The following is a 20,447-nucleotide window of genomic DNA, read 5'->3' on the forward strand; positions in this document are numbered from 1 at the left end:
TGTTTTCTTTTAAATTTTATATCGAAATCCTGCATAAAACATGCGTCCCATTATAGGTGCGTAGACCATACTGGTATCAAAATTTGCGCCAAACGGATTTTCAGCACTGAGCACTGGGTTTTGTTGTTTAAAATTACTCAAATTTTCTCCACCTAAATACAGTTCAAAATGCTCACTAAAAACCTTTGTTACTTGTGCGTTCATTAGACTATAGGCTTCCGAAAATTCTCCTAATCGATATTCTGGAGGGTTAACATCTGTATTTGGAAGGCGTTGTTTACCAACAGCATGTAAAGTATAATCAAAACGCCATTGTCCACCTTTATCATTCAACTCCGTTTGATATCCCAAATTAGCAAAATATCGGTTTTGCGCTAGCAATGGTTTCTGTAAATTTCCATTGCGATAATCGGTATTTACGTCGTAATATTTATAGGCTGTACGCAATTCTAAGTTGTTTAAAATCTCGTGATTTAATTCTATTTGAAAACTATTTGCTTCGCTGTTTCCATCGAGATTATAGAAAGTAATCGCTCTAGGGTTTTCCCAATCAACCACCACCTGATTTTTAAAATCTGTTTTATAATAATCTATGGTAATATTACCAGGTCTATTTAGAAAGGTAAACCCTTGTAAAAAACTAACCCCATAATTCCATGCATCTTCAGCATCTAAACCGTAGATACTACCTTCAGTATCTAAAATTTGAATTTGACGAGAAGTTGCAAACAACTGTTGGTTTTCAGCAAATATATTTGCTGCTCTTCTTCCGCGACCAAAAGATGCTCTTAAGCTACCGCGGTCCCAAGGTGTATATCGTGCATGTAGTCTAGGCGTAACAAAATTACCCAATCGATTGTGTGTGTCGAATCGTAAACCAGCGGTAAAGCTCAGTTTTTCTAAATTCTCATAACTATACTCAAAGAATGCACCAGCCGAAACATCTTCGCGATCATAGTTCGTTCTGTTTACCAATTCATCGTAACCATCATACGCAAAAGTTAATCCGGTTTTAAACTTGCTCCGCGTATCCCCAATAATAGAATTAAAGATTAAATTAGAATACACACTTTCGTGATCGATATCATACTCGTTCAATCCAAAATATGAATCTTGTTTATGTAAACTATATGAAGTTTGAAAACCAACACTTTGAAATGGCAGTTCTGGAAAAACATAACCTAACTTTAATGAAGAATCGAAACGTTTTGTATCAATTTCGCTTCCCCATACTTCATCACCCAATAAAATAGCTGTACTGGAAAGTCGGTCTGTTGTTCTATCATAATCGATTTCTCCAACCAATTTCTCATCATCCAAATAGCGTAAATTTAAAAAGCTAACCCATCCTTTTTCAGGATTTTGATATTGCAGGCGAGTCATTACATTAATTTGATTTGCCAAAGGAGCATCTAAAAAGCCATCATCGTTATTATCTTCTTTAATATCGCGGCGGTTGTGATGCACATAAGCACCAACACTAAAACGGTCAGAAATCTTTTGATTAAAATGTGTATTGAGTTCTAGTCGTCCATTGATATTCCCATAACCATTAACAAATAGTTTATTATCAGTAAATGGTTTAACCAGTTCTGTATTTATTTGTCCAGATATACTCTCATAACCATTAACCACACTACCTGCACCTTTGGTAATCTGAATACTTTCCACCCATGTACCGGGTGTGAATGTAAGTCCGTATGCCTGTGAAGCACCGCGGACCATAGGAATATTCTCTTGGGTAATTAACAAATACGGACTTGTTAAACCTAACATTTGAATCTGTTTGGTACCCGTTAAGGCATCCGAAAAATTAACGTCAATTGCTGGATTCGTTTCAAAGCTTTCCGATAGGTTGCAACACGCCGCTTTTAATAATTCATCGCTGTTAATCGTTACCACATTTTGCGAACTGAAATATGCTTTTTGTACAGCCTCTTTCTTTTGCTCAACAACAACCTCATTCAAGGCATTAGACGGTTGTAATAAATGATGCACTGTAGTGGGTTCATTAATAGTAAGTGTATCCGATTTAAAACCTACATAACTTATGATAAGTTGGTTATAAGCTGGTGAATATGGAATTTCAAATAAACCTTCTTCATTTGAAATGGTTCCGGTTTGCGAATCCATCCAATACACATTGGCACCTTCTAGGCCCACATGCTTATTATTGGAATCTGGTTCCATTATCATACCCTTTACCAAGTCTTGTGAAAAAGACAGTGCGGGGAACAATAGTATTAATATATATAGATTAATTTTCATTAAATATTTTTTGTCATTTATAGTAGTGGCTAAAACTAAGTAAGCTGAATTAGCATAGTGACTGCCATAATCAACATAATCGCATTTTCGATAAATGTTGCTTCTGTCATTGGCAATTTAAGTGCAGTGCCCAAACAGGCGCAACGAATGCTTTTTTTATCAAGCAAAGATTTCGTTACTCCTATTGTAGTAATTCCTAAAACTACAATTGTGGTTAATAATGCAATTGTAGTTTTAAATCGCATTAAAAACAGCAACCCTAATACCAACTCAATGAAGGGATAAATCCAGCCATATATTGGGAACACTTTTGCCAAAGGGTCATACATTCGAAAGCTTTCAGGAAAACCTTTTAAGTCTAAAAACTTAAAAAAACTGAATACTATATAGAAAAGCCCCATGAAATCGAGCATGGCATTATTGCTATTCCATTCCTTGTAATTCAATAAAAAAGCCGCTCCAAAAATGTATAAGAAAATTAACAACAACGGTTTTAACTGCTGTAGTTTTGATTTTTCAGTACTGCTATCAGTCACTTTGGTTTCTTTGCGCTGTGGTCTTTGCTTATTTAGAACAGTAATCGAATACTTTTCAGGTAAAACTGCTTTAAATTGTTCAATTGGGATATGTTTGTCCATTGTAATTTCAGCGATTTCACTTTCTAGATTAATGGACACATTAGTCACACCATCAACCGTTTCAATTTTTTGTTGAACTGAACTTAAACAACCGTTACAGGTCATTCCCGTAATTTTATATAAATGTTTCATTTTTGATTAAAATTTTGTCCGTTCCTCCATCTAAATAATAGTTAGATATAGCATGAAAGAGGTTCATTTAGATTATAAAGAATCTTGATTTTATTCAGTTAAGAACTAAGAAAGCACAGATTATCATTAAATCAGTAAGACAAAAATGGAATCAAATTAGGAAGACTTCGTCAAGAAGGTGAATATTCTTAACTAGAATAGGGGGAGGATACTGATTATCAGCAATGGTATTTCGTGTATCATCCTGAAGTAGGGCTAGATACCCTTGCATATACGAGACCAAAAAGTATTGCTGGTCTAATTTTAAATCGTTGAAAGAAAAAGTTAGTTCGTCTTGCCCAGAAATAGTAGTCATTTCATTATCACAACACGAATTTTCTTCTGCAATTTGAAGTGCATCAAAGGAATCTTGAATTGCTAACTCCATTCCACAGTTTTCTGCATGAGCAAATAAAGCTACATTCATAAGTCGTCCCATACAATAGTGTTTACTAACCGTCCAAGAAACTGTGGAGGCTAGTACCATTATTGCCATGGCAACTGAGAAAAATCTGTTGAAATTTTCTTTCATTATTACAAAAGTACACAATATTAAACAGCAGTCATAAACTACTATATTCTTTAACGAAAGATTAGCTGACTTCGTATGAAAATCACGCCATCTTAGCCGCAAGAATTAAAACATTTGCGAATTGGCATACTTAATTTAAAAAAAAGAAGTTATGAGTAGTTGATAGTCTTTATACGGTAACTCATCGTAGATTATTATAAATAAGTAACTAAATAACTTTAAATTCTTATGAAAAAGCAATTAAAATCCCCTTTAAAATTAGGCTTTATGGCCTTTGCAATAACCCTTTTTATGGTAGGTTGTTCTTCTGACGACGGTTCTGTATTCGATACCGGCGTTGGTGGCGGTGGCGGTGATGACGAAGATCCTATAGAGGAAGTAGCGACTATAATCTACGACGAAGCTACACCAACAAACAATGTTGTAACAGCTAGTGCAAGTGGCGAAGTTGGCACAGCAGTTCCTGGTAGAATTATATATACTTCAGATGCAACGACTCAACGAAGAATGTATATTACCCAAAATATTTCTGGTGAGGGTGATATGCCGTTCAATGATTTTGCTCTTAATGACACCGATTTAAAGAAAGTTTTAAAAGCTGATGGATCTATTGATTTAGATGGCGCTACGAAAAAAGAAATTGACTTTACTTTCAATTTACCCGTGCCGGATGTTGACAATGGAACTATTGTTTATAGTTTTTGGACTACTACAGGTAAAGGTGATTTCAGAGATCCTACAAAAAGGTTAGCCTTAGGTGTTGGTACGATAACAGTAACCGTTGGTACAGGTACAAACCCATCTACTCCAGTTCGTGAGTTTACAGACGTTCAATTGTTTGCACCAGCTGCTGATGGCACAACTAAAACTTTTTTCTCGTTATTAAACGAAACTGTTTATCAAATTAATGAAGGTCCTGAATTTAGAGCTTTCTGGGATTTCGGTTATTACTATAAAGACAACGAAGCTTCTTTCGCTTCTACAGCTTCTTATAACGATTCTTTTGGTTTCCCAGTAGAAGGTTTAGAGCCTGGCGCTGATGAGGAAGATGCTGCTAACGAAACGCTAAACGAAGGTTACTTTTCAACTTCAACAATGCTTGCTGCAGATTTCGATGCAATTGTATTGTCTGGTTCGTTAGATGTTGTAGTAAAATCTACTAGTCAAGACATAAGTGGTTTAGCTGTTGGCAATGTCATCGAATTCGTTGATAATTACGGTAAAAAAGGTCTAATAAAAATAACAGCTTTAGACCCTGGTTTTAATGTGAATAATAGCATCACTTTTGATGTAAAGATTCAGCCATAAATAATTATAAATTTTAATTAGAAAGGGATGTCATTTTTTGACATCCCTTTTTTTTTTTGTAATAACTTTAAAAATCTTCGACATAGGTTACATTAATAAACTATCTGATTTCTAAATCAGTTATTTTTGCAAAAAAAAGATGTTTGAAAAGTTAAAATCTGAAGCAACAACTATTTTAAATACTAACGATACCGTAGATGAGCGACTTTTGGCTATTTGTGAGCTTTTGAAAGAAAATATTGCATATTATGATTGGGTGGGCTTTTATTTTAAAAATAGTGACAAGGAAGAACTGAAACTTGGACCCTATGCAGGTGCTCCAACAGACCATACTATAATTCCCTTTGGAAAAGGTATTTGCGGGCAGGTTGCAGTTAGCAATCAGAACTTTGTTGTACCCGATGTACAAGCACAAGACAATTATATTGCTTGTAGTATTACCGTAAAATCTGAGATTGTAGTTCCCTTGTTTGTCAATGGCGAAAATATAGGTCAAATAGACATTGATTCGAACACAAAAGATCCTTTTACAGATGCTGATGAACGCTTTTTAGAATTCATAAATGAAAAGGTAGCCGAAATACTTACTTAAAACGTTTAAAACTTTAGTGTTTTTGTTGATAACCTCATCTTAGTATAACGGCTAAAAAAATTACTTTTGCATGTCGTTAACCCACACTCTATATTCAAACAAAAATGAGCACTAAAAAAGCTACTTCAGCACTTATTTCCGTATTTCACAAAGATGGTTTAGAACCAATCGTAAGAAAATTTCAAGAACTTGGGATCACTATATATTCTACTGGTGGTACAGAAAAGTTCATTCAAGAATTAGGTGTAGAGGTTGTGCCTGTTGAAGATGTAACTAGTTACCCTTCAATTTTAGGTGGTCGTGTAAAGACCTTACATCCTAAAGTTTTCGGAGGAATTTTAAACCGTCAAGATAACGACAGCGATGTTGCACAATTAGAAGAATTTGATATTCCTCAGCTAGATATTGTCATTGTTGATTTATATCCATTTGAAAAAACAGTAGCAAGTGGTGCATCAGAACAAGATATTATAGAAAAAATTGATATTGGTGGAATCTCATTAATTCGCGCCGCTGCAAAGAATTTTAAAGACGTACTTTGTGTTTCTTCCATGGAAGATTATTCTGAAGTATTAGAATTAATTTCCGCAGGAGATGGAAGTACAACATTAGAAGACCGCAAACGTTTTGCTGCCAAATCATTCAACGTTTCTTCTCATTACGATACTGCAATATTCAATTACTTTAATCAAAATCATGATTTAGCTGCTTTAAAAGTAAGTGAGACTAATGGAAAAGTATTACGCTATGGAGAAAACCCACATCAAAAAGGATTTTTCTTTGGTGATTTTGATGCTATGTTCGATAAATTACATGGCAAAGAACTTTCATACAACAACCTTTTAGACGTAGATGCTGCGGTGAATTTAATGGGTGAATTTAAAAATGACGCTCCTACTTTTGCCATTTTAAAACACAATAATGCATGTGGACTAGCGCAACGCGATAATTTGCACCAAGCATATATTGATGCATTAGCGGGGGATCCTGTTTCTGCCTTTGGGGGTGTACTTATTAGCAATAAAGAAATTGATAAAGCGACAGCTGAAGAAATTCACAAACTATTTTGTGAAGTTGTTATCGCACCAAGTTATAATTCTGAGGCACTAGAAATTTTAAAAGGAAAGAAAAATAGAATTATTCTAATACAGAATGAGGTTGCTATGCCTGAAATGATTGTTAGAACATGTTTAAACGGCATGTTGCTTCAAGAAAAAGATCATAAAACGGATGCTCCTGAAGATTTAACTACTGTAACTAATTTAGCACCTTCTGCTGACGAAATAGAAGATTTAATCTTTGCTTCAAAACTTTGTAAACATACTAAAAGTAATACCATAGTATTAGCAAAAAACAAACAGTTATGTGCCAGTGGCACTGGGCAAACATCTCGCGTAGACGCTTTAAATCAAGCAATTCACAAGGCAAAATCTTTTAATTTTGACTTAGAAGGAGCTGTTATGGCGAGTGATGCATTTTTTCCGTTCCCAGATTGTGTAGAAATAGCCAATAAAAGTGGTATTTCGAGCGTTATACAGCCGGGCGGATCTATTAAAGATCAATTAAGTATCGATTATTGTAATGAGAATAAAGTATCTATGGTAATGACAGGCACACGTCATTTCAAGCATTAATTTCATTACTTTTGTCGACGAAATACACCCCACTCTAACTAAAGTAACGAAACCAAACGAATTAAAATGGGATTTTTTGATTTCTTGACCGAGGAAATCGCCATCGATTTAGGTACGGCGAATACCCTCATTATTCACATGGACAAGGTTGTTGTTGACAGTCCGTCTATTGTTGCACGCGATCGCATTTCAGGTAAAATTATTGCCGTTGGTAAAGAAGCCAACATGATGCAAGGTAAAACTCACGAAAATATAAAAACCATTAGACCATTGAAAGATGGTGTAATTGCAGATTTTGATGCATCTGAAAAGATGATCAATATGTTCATCAAAAACATACCGGCATTAAAAAAGAAATGGTTTCCACCGGCATTACGCATGGTTATTTGTATTCCTTCAGGTATTACTGAAGTTGAAATGCGTGCCGTAAAAGAATCAGCAGAAAGAGTAAACGGTAAAGAAGTCTATTTAATTCACGAACCAATGGCAGCAGCAATTGGTATTGGTTTAGATATTATGCAACCGAAAGGTAATATGATTGTTGATATAGGTGGTGGTACTACCGAAATTGCTGTAATTGCTTTAGGTGGAATTGTATGTGACAAATCTGTGAAAATTGCAGGTGATGTTTTTACAAATGATATTATTTACTACATGCGTACACAACACAATTTATATGTTGGTGAAAGTACTGCAGAGAATATAAAAATTGAAATAGGTTCAGCTACTGAAGATTTACAATCACCTCCGGACGAAAAATCGGTACAGGGTAGAGACTTATTAACTGGAAAACCTAAACAGGTTCAGATATCCTATAGAGAAATTGCAAAAGCATTGGATAAATCTATACTTAGAGTTGAAGATGCAGTAATGGAAACGCTATCACAAACACCGCCAGAATTAGCAGCAGACATTTACAACACTGGTATTTATTTAGCGGGTGGTGGATCAATGCTACGTGGCTTAGACCGGAGATTGTCACAAAAGACAGACCTTCCGGTGTACATCGCGGAAGACCCATTAAGAGCGGTTGTAAGAGGTACAGGTATCGCCTTAAAAAACTTGGACCGCTATAAGAGCATCCTTATTAAGTAGTCTTCGGGTGCAGTAGAACATTTCGAAAATCCAGCTGGGACTAATTTTTAAGACCAAGTGAATGCAGCAAATCATCAACTTTATAATAAGAAACAAGAATTTTCTCTTGTATATGCTGTTGTTGACTATATCGTTAGGTTTTACAATTCAATCGCATTCATTTCATCAGTCTCGTTTCTTTAATTCCTCAAATTGGATGACGGGGAATATTTATAATGCTTCTCATGGAGTTTCTTCTTATTTTGAACTTCAAAAAGAAAACAAAGCACTTGTAGATGAAAATAAAAGACTGAGAAAACTTCTTTTTAATTTTGATTTAGAAGATACGCTTAAGCTAGATTCTATTCAACTCACCTATACCATTACACCGGCTAAGATTATTAAAAACAGCTATGCCGACCACCGTAATTATATTACCATAAACAAAGGCAGTAACGATAGTGTTAAAATTGACATGGGGGTAATTACTGATCAAGGTATCCTAGGGATTGTAGAAAACACTTCTAATAATTTTTCATCGGTACAAAGTATTCTTAATGAAAAATCAAACATCAACGCAAAGATTAAAAATACAGACCACTTTGGCTCTTTGGTTTGGGATGCAAATAATTATAATGTTGTTCAATTAATAGATATACCGAAATTAGTTCCACTACTAGTTGGTGATACCATAGTAACAGGAGCAATGAGTAGTATTTTTCCTGAAAATATTCCAATAGGAACAATTAAAAAGTTTGACTTAGATGTTTCGGAAAACTTTTACACGATTGATATTACTTTATTTAATGACATGACTAATATTCAAAATGTTTATGTTGTAAGTAACGCAGATAAAAAAGAAATACAAGAACTAGAAACACAGACCGAAGCTAATGATTAGTAATTATTACTTTATCAACTTCATAAGGTTTGCACTACTTGTTTTAGTGCAGGTTTTAGTATTTAATAGACTTAATTTTTTCGGGTTTATTAATCCGATGGTGTATATATTATTTCTGTATTGGTATCCCGTAAAAGAAAATAGAGCATTATTAATAGGACTTAGTTTTCTGTTAGGATTATCTATTGATTTTTTCTCGGACACTATGGCGCTTCATGCCGCATCGACCGTAACAATAGCTTATTTAAGACCCACAATAATGCGTTTTGTATTTGGTGTAAATTTCGAGTTTCAATCCTTTCGATTGGGCAACTCAACAAGGGTACAACAATTTGCATTTTTAACGTTATTAATAGTAGTGCATCACGCTTTTTTCTTCACTTTAGAAATATTTAGTTTTGGTAATATGCTATTGATAATTAAGAAAATAGTAGCTAATGCGCTAGCAACCTTAGTACTGTGCCTATTGTTTAGTTCACTTTTTAGTGTCCGTAAAGAATAAAATAAGTTTAAAAACTTAGTGAATATAGAATTTAGGAAAATTTAATTTCCATTTAAAAACAGTAATTCTCACTCTGATGAAAAAGCTTTTACTTTCATCTATCATTGTAATAATCGGGATCATTTTTCTCGGTAGGCTTTCCTATTTACAAATTTTTAGTTTTTCCCCTGATCTCGCAGGAGATCCCGCAATTAAAGAAATTTATGACTACCCGGAACGTGGTTATATTTATGATCGTAATGGGAAACTATTAGTAGGTAATGATCCAGCTTACGACGTTATGGTTATTCCGCGAGAAGTAAAAGCCTTTGACACATTAGAGTTCTGTAGTCTATTAAATTTAGAGCACGAAAAATTAATTAAGGAGCTCAAAAAAGCACGTCATTATTCACCAAGACTTCCATCTGTTTTAGTACCGCAATTATCCAAAGAGGATTATGCGCGGCTTCAAGAAAAAATGCGCCATTACACTGGATTTTATATTCAAAAACGTTCGTTACGTTATTACGATACCAATTCTGGCGCTAATGTTTTAGGATATATTAGTGAGGTAAACAGTCGCGATTTAGCTAATAACCCATTATACGTACAGGGTGAATTAACGGGTAGAACTGGAGTAGAAAAGGTTTATGAGGATACTTTACGTGGAAGGAAGGGAATTCAGTACATTCAGAAAGATCGTTTTAATAGAGACATTGGGAAGTATAAAGATGGTGAGTTAGATGTACAGCCCATACAAGGAAAAGAAATAACGCTTACTATTGACAAAGATTTACAGGAATATGGTGAGAAATTAATGCATGGTAAATGGGGAGGCATTGTAGCCATTGAACCTTCTTCTGGTGAAATTTTGACTATGATTTCTGGTCCTACATATGATCCATCGTTGTTAGTAGGTCGTAAACGTTCTGCAAATTATAGCAAATTACATTATGATTCCATTTCAAAACCAACTTTTGACCGATCTATTTCGTTTGAAAAAAGTCCGGGTTCTCCATTTAAGGCGATAAACGCACTTATTGCATTACAGGTAGGAGCAGTGACACCTTCAACGACATTTACCTGTCATCATGGTTTTTATATTGGAAGAAGTAAAAAAGGATGCCACTGCGGTGGAGGATCTAGAAATTTAAATAACGGCATCTATAAATCTTGTAATGCGTATTTTGTTGGTGCCTACAAAAAGATTTTTGAGCAATTTCCATCTAATGCAGAAGCTATGGATGCCTGGGAAGGTCATGTTCGTAGTTTTGGATTAGGGTCGTATTTAGGCTCCGATTTATACACGGGTAGACCAGGTACAGTGCCTAGTACAGCATTGTACAATAAATGGTATGGCGAGGGAGATAGAAGATGGTCAGCAACAACTACCTATTCTAATGCTATTGGACAAGGGGAAGTAAATGTAACCCCTATACAATTAGCTAATATGACAGCTGCGATTGCAAATAGAGGTCATTATTTTACACCGCACATCTTAAAAAAGATAGAAGGTAAGGACATTACAATCCCTAAGTTTACGGAACGTAAAAACACTACTATAGATAGAAAGCATTTTGAACCTGTAGTACAAGGAATGGCTGATGTTTATCATTTGGGTACTGCTAGAGGTGTTCAAATTCCAGATATCGAAATTGCAGGTAAAACTGGTACCGTAGAGAATTTTATGGTTATCGATAGCGTAAGAACCCAGTTGACCGATAATTCCGTTTTCGTTGCCTTTGCACCGGTTAACAATCCAAAAATTGCTTTAGCAGTATATATTCAAAATGGCTACTATGGTTCCAGATATGCTGGACATATTGCATCTTTATTAATTGAGAAATATTTAAAAGGTCATATTACACGGAAAGATCTTGAGAGAACCATGTTATCAACAACTTTAGAATCTGAATATGCTAAACCGTATAGTGGTGAGCCATTTAAAATAAATGAATACAATTGGAGGAGCAACCATGCTATAAAAAAAGAAACGGAGGTCCGTTAAAGAAAGAAGTATGGCAGTAGGTAGAAGTATTCTTAAAAGAATTGATTGGTTAACCGTTTTGTTTTATTTGCTCTTGGTTTTAATTGGCTGGGTAAATATTTATTCGAGCACATTTATAGATACTGACAACTCTATATTTGATTTTAGCACCCTACATGGTAAACAACTTTTCTTTATACTTACAAGTTTTGCATCGACAGTAATCCTTTTAAGTCTCGATCCAAATTTCTACGAACGTTTTTCAAGTCTATTTTACATTATTGCGATGGCCCTTTTGTTAGGGTTATTTCTCTTTGGAAAAACTATAGCAGGAGCTACATCTTGGTACGATTTAGGTTTTTTCAACCTGCAACCATCAGAATTTGCAAAGGTTGCGACAGCTCTAGGACTTGCGAAATACCTCAGCGATATACAGACTGATATCAGACGACGCAAAGATCAGTGGTATGCGTTTCTTATTTTACTTATACCTGCATTATTAATTATTCCACAACCAGATCCAGGGAGTGCATTGGTTTTCTTTGCGATGACATTTGTAATATTTAGAGAAGGTCTACCACTTTACTATTTAGGCATAGGATTATTCGCCATCTTAGTTTTTGTTATCACTTTAATGTTTGGTACAGTGTGGATAGCAATAAGTATTGCGCTAATACTTTTACTTTTTATGATGTTAAAAAAGAAAAAGTTCAAAGTTCCGGTACTACCAGTAACCGGAGCAATAGTAGCTACCTTACTTTTTTCGCTTTCAGTAAATTTTGTTTTTAATAATGTTTTTGAACAAAGGCACCGAGATCGATTTAGTTTATGGTTACGCCTTGAAAAAGACCCACAGAAACTAGAAAAGATTCGTAAAACAATAGGTTATAATAGTTATCAATCAGAAAAAGCGATTGAATCTGGAGGCCTTTGGGGTAAAGGATTTTTAGAGGGAACGCGTACTAAAGGTGATTTTGTACCGGAACAACATTCGGATTACATCTTTACAACAATTGGAGAAGAATGGGGATTTTTAGGAACTGCTTCGGTGGTAATAATATTTACATTAATGTTATTGCGATTGGTATTTCTTGCTGAGCGGCAAAAAACCGATTTTAGTAGAATGTATGGTTATGGTGTAATTTCAATTTTACTCATACATTATTTTATAAATGTAGGCATGGTGATAGGGCTATTACCAACTATCGGTATACCACTACCCTATTTTAGTTACGGAGGGTCAAGTATGCTCGGTTTTACGGCATTACTTTTTATATTTTTAAAATTAGATGCCAACAGAATGAAAGAAGGTTATTAAAACTTCCAATTACTTTTTACGTTAGTACTTTCAAGTTTAGCTTCTAGAGTATCTGGTAGTTTTTCAAAAAAATCTATTCCGGTCAACATTTCAATTTCATCAACTGGAACAGTAAAATTCTGTAAAGGTTTAGAGCTTTCTTTTCCCTGCATTAAAAATGCAATCATCTTAATATTATCCCCTTCGCTACGTGCTATAATTTTATAGTAATGATTGGGTACCGCTACGTCTTCATCACCAATTTCTTTTAAACCATCTTTAAGCACACCACCGGTAACCACAAAAATTGTATTATACTTTTTGGCCCATTGTCTCACCTTTTGTTCTAATCTATTCCACACCCCTGCATTAAAATCTCTGTCTTGGGGACTAATATTACTGGTATAAAAAGTTTCGTTATATGCCTGTTTTGAAAATCTACGATCACCAGCAGGACACAAGTGTCCGCGGTCATAACCTGACCCCTTATAATTTCGCCAATCAGCAGATTTAGTCCTTACTTCAGGGTCTTCTATAAAATATGGCCGCTTGCGATCATCATAAGTCAAATGTACTTTTTTCAAAGTATATGCAACCCATTCTGCTTGCTCATACGGCTCGTTATACGAAAGTGTAAAATGTTGATGATTCACTATTTCCCCCGTTGTAGAGCTAGGTAAATTAAAAGCAGAAATTTCAGTACTTGGGCCATCATTTTCCTGTGCTGAATAGGTATCTGGAGTATAAAAATTATCAAATAGCCAAAACCCAATTACACATATTAAAAGTAGAATAGTATAAATAGATTTATTCTTAGTCGCACTTCTCATGCATCAAAAGTAAATTAAATAATGAGCAATCACACGATTAGAACTGTAAGAAATGATAAGATAATTCAACTATTTAAGGACATTTATCAGAATACTTATTTACTTTGTAAGGAGTAATTTAATATTATAAAAGAAAGGATATAAAGTATGCTTACATGGAAAGATGTTATTCACTTTTCGCTTAATGGTAATCCAGAGCCTGATAGGCGAGTAGAAAAGTCAGCAGCGGAATGGCGTGAGATTTTAACCTCAGAACAATTTAGAATAACGCGCAACAAAGGAACTGAAGCTGCTCATTCTGGCGAGCTCTGTGGTATTCATGAAGCCGGCTTATACAATTGTGTTTGTTGTAATGAACCCTTATTTGATTCAACTATTAAATTTGAATCAGGAACAGGTTGGCCTAGTTTTACACAGCCGATAAAAGAAAATGTGATAAAATATATAAGAGACACTTCATACGGGATGGTTCGTGTAGAAGTGCTATGTAATTGTTGCGATGGACATTTAGGACATGTTTTTCCAGATGGGCCTAAACCAAGTGGATTACGTTACTGCATAAATTCTGAGTCCATGAAACTACAACCAACTACAACAATTTAAAAAAGAGGAGGAATAAAATGATCAATAAAAATTTAGAAATAGCAACACTTGGTGGTGGATGTTTTTGGTGTATTGAGGCTGTATTACAACGAATTAATGGAGTAGAGAAATTAGTCTCTGGTTATACCGGTGGCAATGCACCTGGAAAACCGACTTATAGGGAAGTTTGTTCAGGATTAACTGGGCACGCAGAGGTTGTGCAGGTTAGTTTCAATCCAAATATAATATCTTATCAAGATTTACTTATTGTATTTATGACAAGTCATGACCCTACGACATTGAATAGACAAAGTGGCGATGTTGGAACACAATACCGCTCTGTAATATATTATCATAATAAAGAACAAAAAGAAATTGCTGAGGCGGTAATTAGTGAAGTTGCAGCGTTTTATGAAAATCCTATTGTTACTGAACTAAGTGCATTAGAAACATTTTATGATGCCGAAGAATATCATCAAGATTATTACAATAACAACACCACTCAAGGGTATTGCAGTGCTGTAATAACGCCTAAGTTATCTAAGTTACGTAAAATGCATGCGGACAAATTAAAAAAGGTAAGAACATAAATTGTATTTGTTTTAAAACAAAAAAAGCCTGCTTATAAAAATAAGCAGGCTTTTTTATATAATCTATTTTACCAATATTATCCTTTTACACTGGCCAATTTCGAATTATTCTTTTTAATAGTATTCATTTGTAAATCTTGTAAAACGTTTACTGCTTCTTCAACGTATACATCTTTGGCTAAATTCTTGTGCCAACGATCTCTTTTTTCACGTAATACAGAATCTTTAGTAAACAATTCTTGTTCATACTGTAAAGATTTAAAAGACAAATGCGAATCGTAATCAGCCATTTTCTTAAAATAATCTGACTTTTCTTTATCTTTTTTAACCTCTTCTTTATACACATCATATTTCAAAGAAATTACAGTTTCATCTTGTTCGGATTTAATCCACTGTGCATTCTCTTCAATCAATTTAATTTGAGCATTATTCGCCAATCTATTCTTACTCTTTGCAATAGTTTTATCATAATCAATATATCCATCCCATGGTGTATATTTTGCTGGTGAAATTTTATCCCATTTAAGTGGATTCGCTTGATCACGCTCACCTAAATCGATATAACTGTATTTGTCCGGTACAACAACATCACTCTTCACACCTTCTAATTGCGTTGACCCTCCATTAATACGATAAAATTTTTGAGTAGTAAGTTTTATAGCACCTAAATCGCCATGTTCGTTACTGCGTACAATATTTTCTAATGGAATTACATTCTGTACCGTTCCTTTACCAAAAGTTTGCTTACTTCCGATAACCACGGCGCGCTTATAATCCTGCATGGCAGCAGCTAATATCTCAGATGCAGATGCAGACAATTCGTTTACCAACACCACAAGAGGACCGTCCCATTGAATACGCTCATCTTTATCATCATACACTTCTTTACCGTCATCTGAAGAACGTACTTGCACCACAGGTCCATCTTTGATAAACAAACCGGCCATTTCTATAACCGTTTTCAATGAACCACCACCGTTATCTCTTAAATCTAATATTAAACCTTCAGCACCTTCTTCTTTCAGGCGCTCTACTTCTTTAGCAACATCAGTTGCCGCATTACGCTCACCGTAATCTTCAAAATTCACATAGAACTTAGGCAAATTAATTATTCCGTATTTTTTATCTTCTTTAAAAATATTTGCCGATTTCGCAAAAGACTCTTCCAGCTCAACAACGTCTCTTGTCAACGAAATAACTTCATGCGAACCATCTATTTTCTTAACTGTTAGGTCAACAACAGTACCTTCTGGGCCTTTAATCATTTTAATAGCATCATCTAACCGCATACCAACGATATCTACAGCCTCACCACCATTCTGACCAACTTTTATAATTTCGTCGCCAACTTCAATACGCTGATCGCGCCATACAGGACCACCAGAAATAATACCTTCAATTTTAGCACCAGTATTTGTTTTTCTTAATCGAGCACCAATACCTTCAAACTTACCAGACATACTAGTATCAAACTTCTCTTTTTCTTCTGGAGCGAAATAATACGTATGTGGGTCAAATTCGTCTACAATAGTGTTTATGTATTGTACAAACCAATCCTTACGTTGTAGATCGTCCACAAAATCAAAAAATTCGTCAAGTGTTTTTTGAGTAGAAGCTCTAGAAGATTCTTCAGCTTCCGTAGGAGTTAATGGATCTTTATCCTCAGCAACATCAGTTAGCTTAGAATCATAAGTACCCATAGTTGCATATTTCAACTGCTTTCTCCAACGTTGTTTCAAATCATTTTTTGATGCAGCAAAAGATTCTACTTTATAATCAATATTTATAGTTTCATCTGCAGTATAATCAAACGGAGTAGCTAAAACCTCTTTATAAATACTTTTAGCTTCATTCATTCTTTTTATTAATCTCTCATGTACAATATTAAAAAATGCGATATCGGTATTTTTAATTTGATCATCTATCTGAAATTTGTATTGTTCAAATTCCATGATGTCTTCTTCAATAAAATAACGTTTTGTAGGATCCAAAACATCAATAAAATCCTCAAATACGCTTACCGAGAAATCGTCGTCTATATTCTTTGGATCATAATGTCCTTTTTCAAGAACATAGGTAATAAGTTCTAGAAGTAACTTATCCTTATCATCTGTATTTTCAAAAGATTTATTGGTAAAGCTACACGAGGCAACTGCTATTAACATTACTAACAATGCGTAGGCTAAATTATTCTTCATAGAATTTGTTTAGTTTTAAGACAATCTATTTTTTCGGAGGATGATTGCCAATAAACATCCTTGATTATTTATCTAAATCCCTAAGATACTGAAAAAACCATGCCATTTTGGGACCATTGGCATTAATTTTTTGTTAAACGACCGCGAGGTCATATCTCTTTTTAAACGTATTTTTATGGTTTAAATTATGTAGAATGCAAAAACCCTTGATTCTTGTCACAAATGACGATGGCGTAACGGCTCCAGGCATCAACGCTCTTGTTGGTTTTATGAAAGAAATAGGTGATGTAGTTGTAGTAGCTCCTGACAGTCCGCAATCTGGCCAAGGTCATGCTATAACACTGGATTACGCCCTATTCTCTGCCAAAATTTCTTCCGATGATGACAGTGAAGGGCATTTAGCATATTCGTGCAGTGGAACTCCTGCAGATTGTGTTAAACTAGGGCTTCAAGAAATTTTGACAAGAAGACCAGACATTTGCGTAAGCGGCATTAATCATGGGTCAAACTCTTCTATAAACGTAATTTACTCTGGCACAATGAGTGCTGCCATTGAGGCAGGTATTGAAGGAATACCTGCAATAGGGTTTTCGCTATGCGATTTTTCATGGAATGCAGATTTTGAACCCGCTAAAGAAGCGATAATAAAAATTGTTAAATCTGCTTTAGAGAACGGAATTCCTAAAGGAGTTGTTCTAAATGTGAATATTCCGAAACTTAAAAAGGAGGAAATTGCTGGCATTAAAATATGCCGACAAGCAAGAGCGAACTGGAAGGAACGTTTTGACAAACGCACCAACCCAATGGGCAAAGAATACTACTGGCTTACGGGTGAATTTGAATTATTGGACAAAGGGGAAGACACAGATGAGTATGCATTATCTAAAGGCTATATATCGGTGGTACCTACGCAATTTGATTTAACGGCGCATCACGCCATTCAAGGTCTAAATAACTGGAATCTTCATGAATAAAAAAGAAATATTTATAGGTTTTATTGTAGGCATTATTGCCAACACAGTTGGTACGCTAGCATATGTTTTATTCTTTTCAGAACTGGGTTTGGTTGAAACTTTTGAAGTGGCCTTAAAACAAGGTCATTTAGGAAGTTTATTAGCCTTAGGAGCCATTCTTAATCTAATAGCTTTCTTTGGTTTTCTAAGAATTAGAAGAGATGAAAGAGCTAGAGGTGTTTTAATAGCTACCATAATATCGGCATTAATCATCTTATATTACAAGATGTTCTAAAGTTCAATGGAACTACAAAAATGTGATTCAAAAGTATGAAGTACTACATAATAGCAGGTGAAGCTTCAGGCGATTTACACGGATCCAACTTAATTAAAGCATTAAGAGCGGAGGATTCTAATGCTGATATTCGCTGTTGGGGAGGTAATCTTATGGAATCTGCTGGCGCTCACTTGGTAAAGCATTACAAAGAATTAGCATTCATGGGGTTTTTAGAAGTGATTATGAACCTTGGTCGAATCTCTAAAAACATAAAATTTTGCAAAGCGGATATAGCTGAATTTAAGCCCGATGCTATTATTTTTATCGATTATTCAGGATTTAATCTCAGAATAGCCAAATGGGCAAAAGTTAATCACTACAATACCAATTATTATATATCTCCACAAATATGGGCTTCTCGAGAAGGTAGAATTGAAAGCATTAAACGAGATATAAATAAAATGCATGTAATTCTTCCTTTTGAAAAAGAATTCTATGAAAAAAAACATCAATACAAAGTTAATTTTGTTGGACACCCCCTAATAGATGCTATTCATAATTCACCCAAACCAGATGATGAAAATTTTCGAACTTCAAATAATCTCGACCCAATTAAACCAATAATTGCATTATTACCGGGGAGCAGAAAGCAGGAAGTTGAAAAGATGCTTGAACTTATGCTTTCGGTTGTGGAACATTTCAATGATTATCAATTTGTTATTGCAGGTGCACCAAGTTTGGAAGATGATTTTTACAAAACATTTATAAATGGTAAGAACATTAATTTCGTCTCTAACCAAACCTACGACTTATTAAGTCTTTCCTATGCAGCTTTGGTAACTAGCGGCACTGCTACATTAGAAACCGCATTATATAAAGTACCACAAGTAGTTTGTTATCGGGCAAATTGGCTGTCGTATCAAATTGCAAAGCGCATAATTACATTAGATTATATATCCTTAGTAAACTTAATAATGGACAAAGAGGTTGTAAAGGAATTAATTCAGAACGACCTTACTACTAAAAACCTTAAAAAGGAGCTAAATAGCATCTTAGATGGCTCGAAACGAACACAACAAATTGAAGCCTACTTTGAACTCGAAAAGAAGTTAGGTGGAAAAGGGGCTAGTAGCAATACAGCCAAATCTATTATTAAAAATATACCTTCGAAATAAGTATTATCAGGTTTTAAGCTCGAAAATTTAGGGTTCAAAAATTCATTTTGAAAAAAAATGTATAATTTTGAGTATCCCCATAGAACAAAATCTACTTTGATGATGCAAAGATTAGTATACATCTCGTTATGCCTTTTCGTGTGTAGTTGTGGTGTTTCGAGGAAAAACAGTACTTCTTCAAAATCGCGTTCGGTAACTGTAAACGCTTCTGAAAAAAGACCACATGTAAGTGTTGAGGGCACACCAACAAAACGAACTTCTATAGAAAGAAAGAAGAATACAATATCGATTTCCAAAGCAGATGAAATAATTAACACCGCTCTTACTTTTTCAGGCACGCGATATAAATTTGGAGGAACCACTAAAAAAGGAATGGATTGTTCTGGACTACTATATGTAGCATTTGGAGAACACGATGTATCGTTACCACGTGTATCGTATCATATGGCCGAGGAAGGCAAAAGAATTAATGTTAGAAACGTGGAAAAAGGAGATCTTCTTTTTTTTAAAACAAGTCGACGAAGCAAACGTATTAATCACGTAGGTATGGTTGTTGCGACTGGAGATGAAATAAAGTTTATTCATGCTAGTTCTTCACGAGGTGTTATAGTTTCTTCTCTAAGAGAAGGTTATTGGAATTCGGCCTTTGTAAAGGCAAATCGCATACTTTAAAATGCAGCTGTTACGCTTTGTACCCATAAAGCTAACAGCGTTTCTTATTCTTGGTATTTTAATTGGTTCGTTTTTTAGACCTAATATTTCTACTGCTCTTATTTCAACAATTGTACTTATTACAGCTCTCGCTGTTATATTTTTTAAAGAGAGAAACAGAAAAGGTATAGTTTTCGGGTGTACCACTTTTTTACTTACTATTTCAATAGGCATTTTAACAACAGCACTTTCAAATACAAAAAATCTAAAAAGTGATTATACCAATTTTGAAAACACAAAAACAACAA

19 protein-coding genes and 1 pseudogene are annotated in these 20,447 nt (G+C 34.7%); 15 read left to right on the forward strand and 5 right to left on the reverse strand.

All coding sequences use genetic code 11. The features are described 5' to 3' along the window. Nucleotides 1-9: 9 nt before the first annotated feature. From ABJF52_RS01150 to ABJF52_RS01160, 3 genes are all read right to left on the reverse strand, one after another. Complete coding sequence (locus ABJF52_RS01150; RefSeq protein ID WP_348145072.1) at nucleotides 10-2,268, reverse strand: TonB-dependent receptor; 2,259 nt, start codon at nucleotides 2,266-2,268, stop codon at nucleotides 10-12. A 35-nt stretch (nucleotides 2,269-2,303) separates the two neighbouring features. Continuing rightward, the gene (locus tag ABJF52_RS01155; RefSeq protein ID WP_348145075.1) at nucleotides 2,304-3,038 is read right to left on the reverse strand and encodes a heavy-metal-associated domain-containing protein; all 735 of its coding nucleotides are present in this window, start codon (nucleotides 3,036-3,038) and stop codon (nucleotides 2,304-2,306) included. 151 nt (nucleotides 3,039-3,189) lie between these two features. Next, the gene (locus ABJF52_RS01160; protein WP_348145077.1) at nucleotides 3,190-3,609 is read right to left on the reverse strand and encodes a hypothetical protein; all 420 of its coding nucleotides are present in this window, start codon (nucleotides 3,607-3,609) and stop codon (nucleotides 3,190-3,192) included. A gap of 228 nt (nucleotides 3,610-3,837) precedes the next feature. Here ABJF52_RS01160 and ABJF52_RS01165 point away from each other — a divergent pair, with 228 nt between their 5' ends. The 8 genes from ABJF52_RS01165 (at nucleotide 3,838) to rodA (ending at nucleotide 12,904) form a co-directional block, all read left to right on the forward strand. Next, complete coding sequence (locus ABJF52_RS01165) at nucleotides 3,838-4,917, forward strand: hypothetical protein (protein WP_348145080.1); 1,080 nt, start codon at nucleotides 3,838-3,840, stop codon at nucleotides 4,915-4,917. 139 nt (nucleotides 4,918-5,056) lie between these two features. Further along, nucleotides 5,057-5,509: a GAF domain-containing protein gene (locus tag ABJF52_RS01170; RefSeq protein WP_348145083.1), complete on the forward strand. Its 453-nt coding sequence runs from the start codon at nucleotides 5,057-5,059 to the stop codon at nucleotides 5,507-5,509. 104 nt (nucleotides 5,510-5,613) lie between these two features. Further along, nucleotides 5,614-7,143: a bifunctional phosphoribosylaminoimidazolecarboxamide formyltransferase/IMP cyclohydrolase gene (purH, locus tag ABJF52_RS01175; RefSeq protein ID WP_348145086.1), complete on the forward strand. Its 1,530-nt coding sequence runs from the start codon at nucleotides 5,614-5,616 to the stop codon at nucleotides 7,141-7,143. Nucleotides 7,144-7,209: 66 nt separating this feature from the next. Then, the gene (locus tag ABJF52_RS01180; protein WP_153756878.1) at nucleotides 7,210-8,238 is read left to right on the forward strand and encodes a rod shape-determining protein; all 1,029 of its coding nucleotides are present in this window, start codon (nucleotides 7,210-7,212) and stop codon (nucleotides 8,236-8,238) included. A gap of 61 nt (nucleotides 8,239-8,299) precedes the next feature. Further along, complete coding sequence (gene mreC / locus ABJF52_RS01185; RefSeq protein ID WP_348145090.1) at nucleotides 8,300-9,118, forward strand: rod shape-determining protein MreC; 819 nt, start codon at nucleotides 8,300-8,302, stop codon at nucleotides 9,116-9,118. Between the two features lie 97 nt (nucleotides 9,119-9,215). Further along, nucleotides 9,216-9,620, forward strand: coding sequence for a rod shape-determining protein MreD (locus tag ABJF52_RS01190; protein ID WP_348145093.1), 405 nt, complete (start codon nucleotides 9,216-9,218; stop codon nucleotides 9,618-9,620). Between the two features lie 76 nt (nucleotides 9,621-9,696). Beyond that, nucleotides 9,697-11,607, forward strand: a complete 1,911-nt coding sequence (locus ABJF52_RS01195) for a penicillin-binding transpeptidase domain-containing protein (RefSeq protein WP_348145096.1) — start codon at nucleotides 9,697-9,699, stop codon at nucleotides 11,605-11,607. A 10-nt stretch (nucleotides 11,608-11,617) separates the two neighbouring features. Next, nucleotides 11,618-12,904, forward strand: a complete 1,287-nt coding sequence (rodA, locus tag ABJF52_RS01200) for a rod shape-determining protein RodA (RefSeq protein ID WP_348145098.1) — start codon at nucleotides 11,618-11,620, stop codon at nucleotides 12,902-12,904. On the opposite strand, the gene ABJF52_RS01205 is transcribed toward rodA, so the two are convergent. Beyond that, nucleotides 12,901-13,713, reverse strand: coding sequence for a DNA/RNA non-specific endonuclease (locus ABJF52_RS01205; RefSeq protein ID WP_348145101.1), 813 nt, complete (start codon nucleotides 13,711-13,713; stop codon nucleotides 12,901-12,903). The genes rodA and ABJF52_RS01205 overlap by 4 nt on opposite strands. Nucleotides 13,714-13,860: 147 nt before the next feature. Between ABJF52_RS01205 and msrB the strand changes: the two genes are divergently transcribed. Beyond that, on the forward strand, nucleotides 13,861-14,316 hold the full coding sequence (gene msrB / locus ABJF52_RS01210) for a peptide-methionine (R)-S-oxide reductase MsrB (protein WP_348145104.1): 456 nt from the start codon (nucleotides 13,861-13,863) through the stop codon (nucleotides 14,314-14,316). A 17-nt stretch (nucleotides 14,317-14,333) separates the two neighbouring features. Next, nucleotides 14,334-14,885, forward strand: coding sequence for a peptide-methionine (S)-S-oxide reductase MsrA (gene msrA / locus ABJF52_RS01215; protein WP_348145107.1), 552 nt, complete (start codon nucleotides 14,334-14,336; stop codon nucleotides 14,883-14,885). A gap of 77 nt (nucleotides 14,886-14,962) precedes the next feature. Here the strand turns inward: msrA and ABJF52_RS01220 are convergent, their stop codons facing one another. After that, nucleotides 14,963-17,083 (reverse strand): carboxy terminal-processing peptidase, encoded by a 2,121-nt coding sequence (locus ABJF52_RS01220; protein ID WP_348145110.1) that lies wholly within the window; start codon nucleotides 17,081-17,083, stop codon nucleotides 14,963-14,965. 194 nt (nucleotides 17,084-17,277) lie between these two features. On the opposite strand from ABJF52_RS01220, the gene surE reads away from it, so the two are divergent. From surE to ABJF52_RS01245, 5 genes and pseudogenes are all read left to right on the forward strand, one after another. Continuing rightward, nucleotides 17,278-18,057: a 5'/3'-nucleotidase SurE gene (surE, locus tag ABJF52_RS01225; RefSeq protein WP_348145113.1), complete on the forward strand. Its 780-nt coding sequence runs from the start codon at nucleotides 17,278-17,280 to the stop codon at nucleotides 18,055-18,057. Continuing rightward, on the forward strand, nucleotides 18,050-18,331 hold the full coding sequence (locus ABJF52_RS01230; RefSeq protein WP_348145116.1) for a hypothetical protein: 282 nt from the start codon (nucleotides 18,050-18,052) through the stop codon (nucleotides 18,329-18,331). The genes surE and ABJF52_RS01230 overlap by 8 nt, the downstream gene beginning before the upstream one ends. A gap of 35 nt (nucleotides 18,332-18,366) precedes the next feature. Continuing rightward, a complete protein-coding gene (lpxB, locus tag ABJF52_RS01235; RefSeq protein ID WP_348145118.1) occupies nucleotides 18,367-19,488 on the forward strand; it encodes a lipid-A-disaccharide synthase in 1,122 nt (373 codons plus the stop codon). Between the two features lie 99 nt (nucleotides 19,489-19,587). Then, nucleotides 19,588-20,160, forward strand: a complete 573-nt coding sequence (locus ABJF52_RS01240) for a C40 family peptidase (RefSeq protein ID WP_348145121.1) — start codon at nucleotides 19,588-19,590, stop codon at nucleotides 20,158-20,160. Nucleotide 20,161: 1 nt separating this feature from the next. After that, a pseudogene (locus ABJF52_RS01245) lies at nucleotides 20,162-20,447 on the forward strand (ComEC family competence protein); the annotation flags it as partial.

It is taken from the genome of Aurantibacter sp. (assembly GCF_039941195.1).
Classification (GTDB): Bacteria; Bacteroidota; Bacteroidia; order Flavobacteriales; family Flavobacteriaceae; genus Aurantibacter_A.

Coding starts and splice junctions, on each gene's coding strand:
- ABJF52_RS01205 (WP_348145101.1), bottom strand. CDS start 13,713: ATGAGAAGTGCGACTAAGAATAAATCTATTTATACTATTCTACTTTTA.
- ABJF52_RS01220 (WP_348145110.1), bottom strand. CDS start 17,083: ATGAAGAATAATTTAGCCTACGCATTGTTAGTAATGTTAATAGCAGTT.
- ABJF52_RS01195 (WP_348145096.1), top strand. CDS start 9,697: ATGAAAAAGCTTTTACTTTCATCTATCATTGTAATAATCGGGATCATT.
- purH (WP_348145086.1), top strand. CDS start 5,614: ATGAGCACTAAAAAAGCTACTTCAGCACTTATTTCCGTATTTCACAAA.
- ABJF52_RS01165 (WP_348145080.1), top strand. CDS start 3,838: ATGAAAAAGCAATTAAAATCCCCTTTAAAATTAGGCTTTATGGCCTTT.
- ABJF52_RS01170 (WP_348145083.1), top strand. CDS start 5,057: ATGTTTGAAAAGTTAAAATCTGAAGCAACAACTATTTTAAATACTAAC.
- msrB (WP_348145104.1), top strand. CDS start 13,861: ATGCTTACATGGAAAGATGTTATTCACTTTTCGCTTAATGGTAATCCA.
- ABJF52_RS01160 (WP_348145077.1), bottom strand. CDS start 3,609: ATGAAAGAAAATTTCAACAGATTTTTCTCAGTTGCCATGGCAATAATG.
- rodA (WP_348145098.1), top strand. CDS start 11,618: ATGGCAGTAGGTAGAAGTATTCTTAAAAGAATTGATTGGTTAACCGTT.
- ABJF52_RS01230 (WP_348145116.1), top strand. CDS start 18,050: ATGAATAAAAAAGAAATATTTATAGGTTTTATTGTAGGCATTATTGCC.
- mreC (WP_348145090.1), top strand. CDS start 8,300: ATGCAGCAAATCATCAACTTTATAATAAGAAACAAGAATTTTCTCTTG.
- ABJF52_RS01155 (WP_348145075.1), bottom strand. CDS start 3,038: ATGAAACATTTATATAAAATTACGGGAATGACCTGTAACGGTTGTTTA.
- ABJF52_RS01190 (WP_348145093.1), top strand. CDS start 9,216: ATGGTGTATATATTATTTCTGTATTGGTATCCCGTAAAAGAAAATAGA.
- ABJF52_RS01150 (WP_348145072.1), bottom strand. CDS start 2,268: ATGAAAATTAATCTATATATATTAATACTATTGTTCCCCGCACTGTCT.
- ABJF52_RS01180 (WP_153756878.1), top strand. CDS start 7,210: ATGGGATTTTTTGATTTCTTGACCGAGGAAATCGCCATCGATTTAGGT.
- surE (WP_348145113.1), top strand. CDS start 17,278: ATGCAAAAACCCTTGATTCTTGTCACAAATGACGATGGCGTAACGGCT.
- ABJF52_RS01240 (WP_348145121.1), top strand. CDS start 19,588: ATGATGCAAAGATTAGTATACATCTCGTTATGCCTTTTCGTGTGTAGT.
- lpxB (WP_348145118.1), top strand. CDS start 18,367: ATGAAGTACTACATAATAGCAGGTGAAGCTTCAGGCGATTTACACGGA.
- msrA (WP_348145107.1), top strand. CDS start 14,334: ATGATCAATAAAAATTTAGAAATAGCAACACTTGGTGGTGGATGTTTT.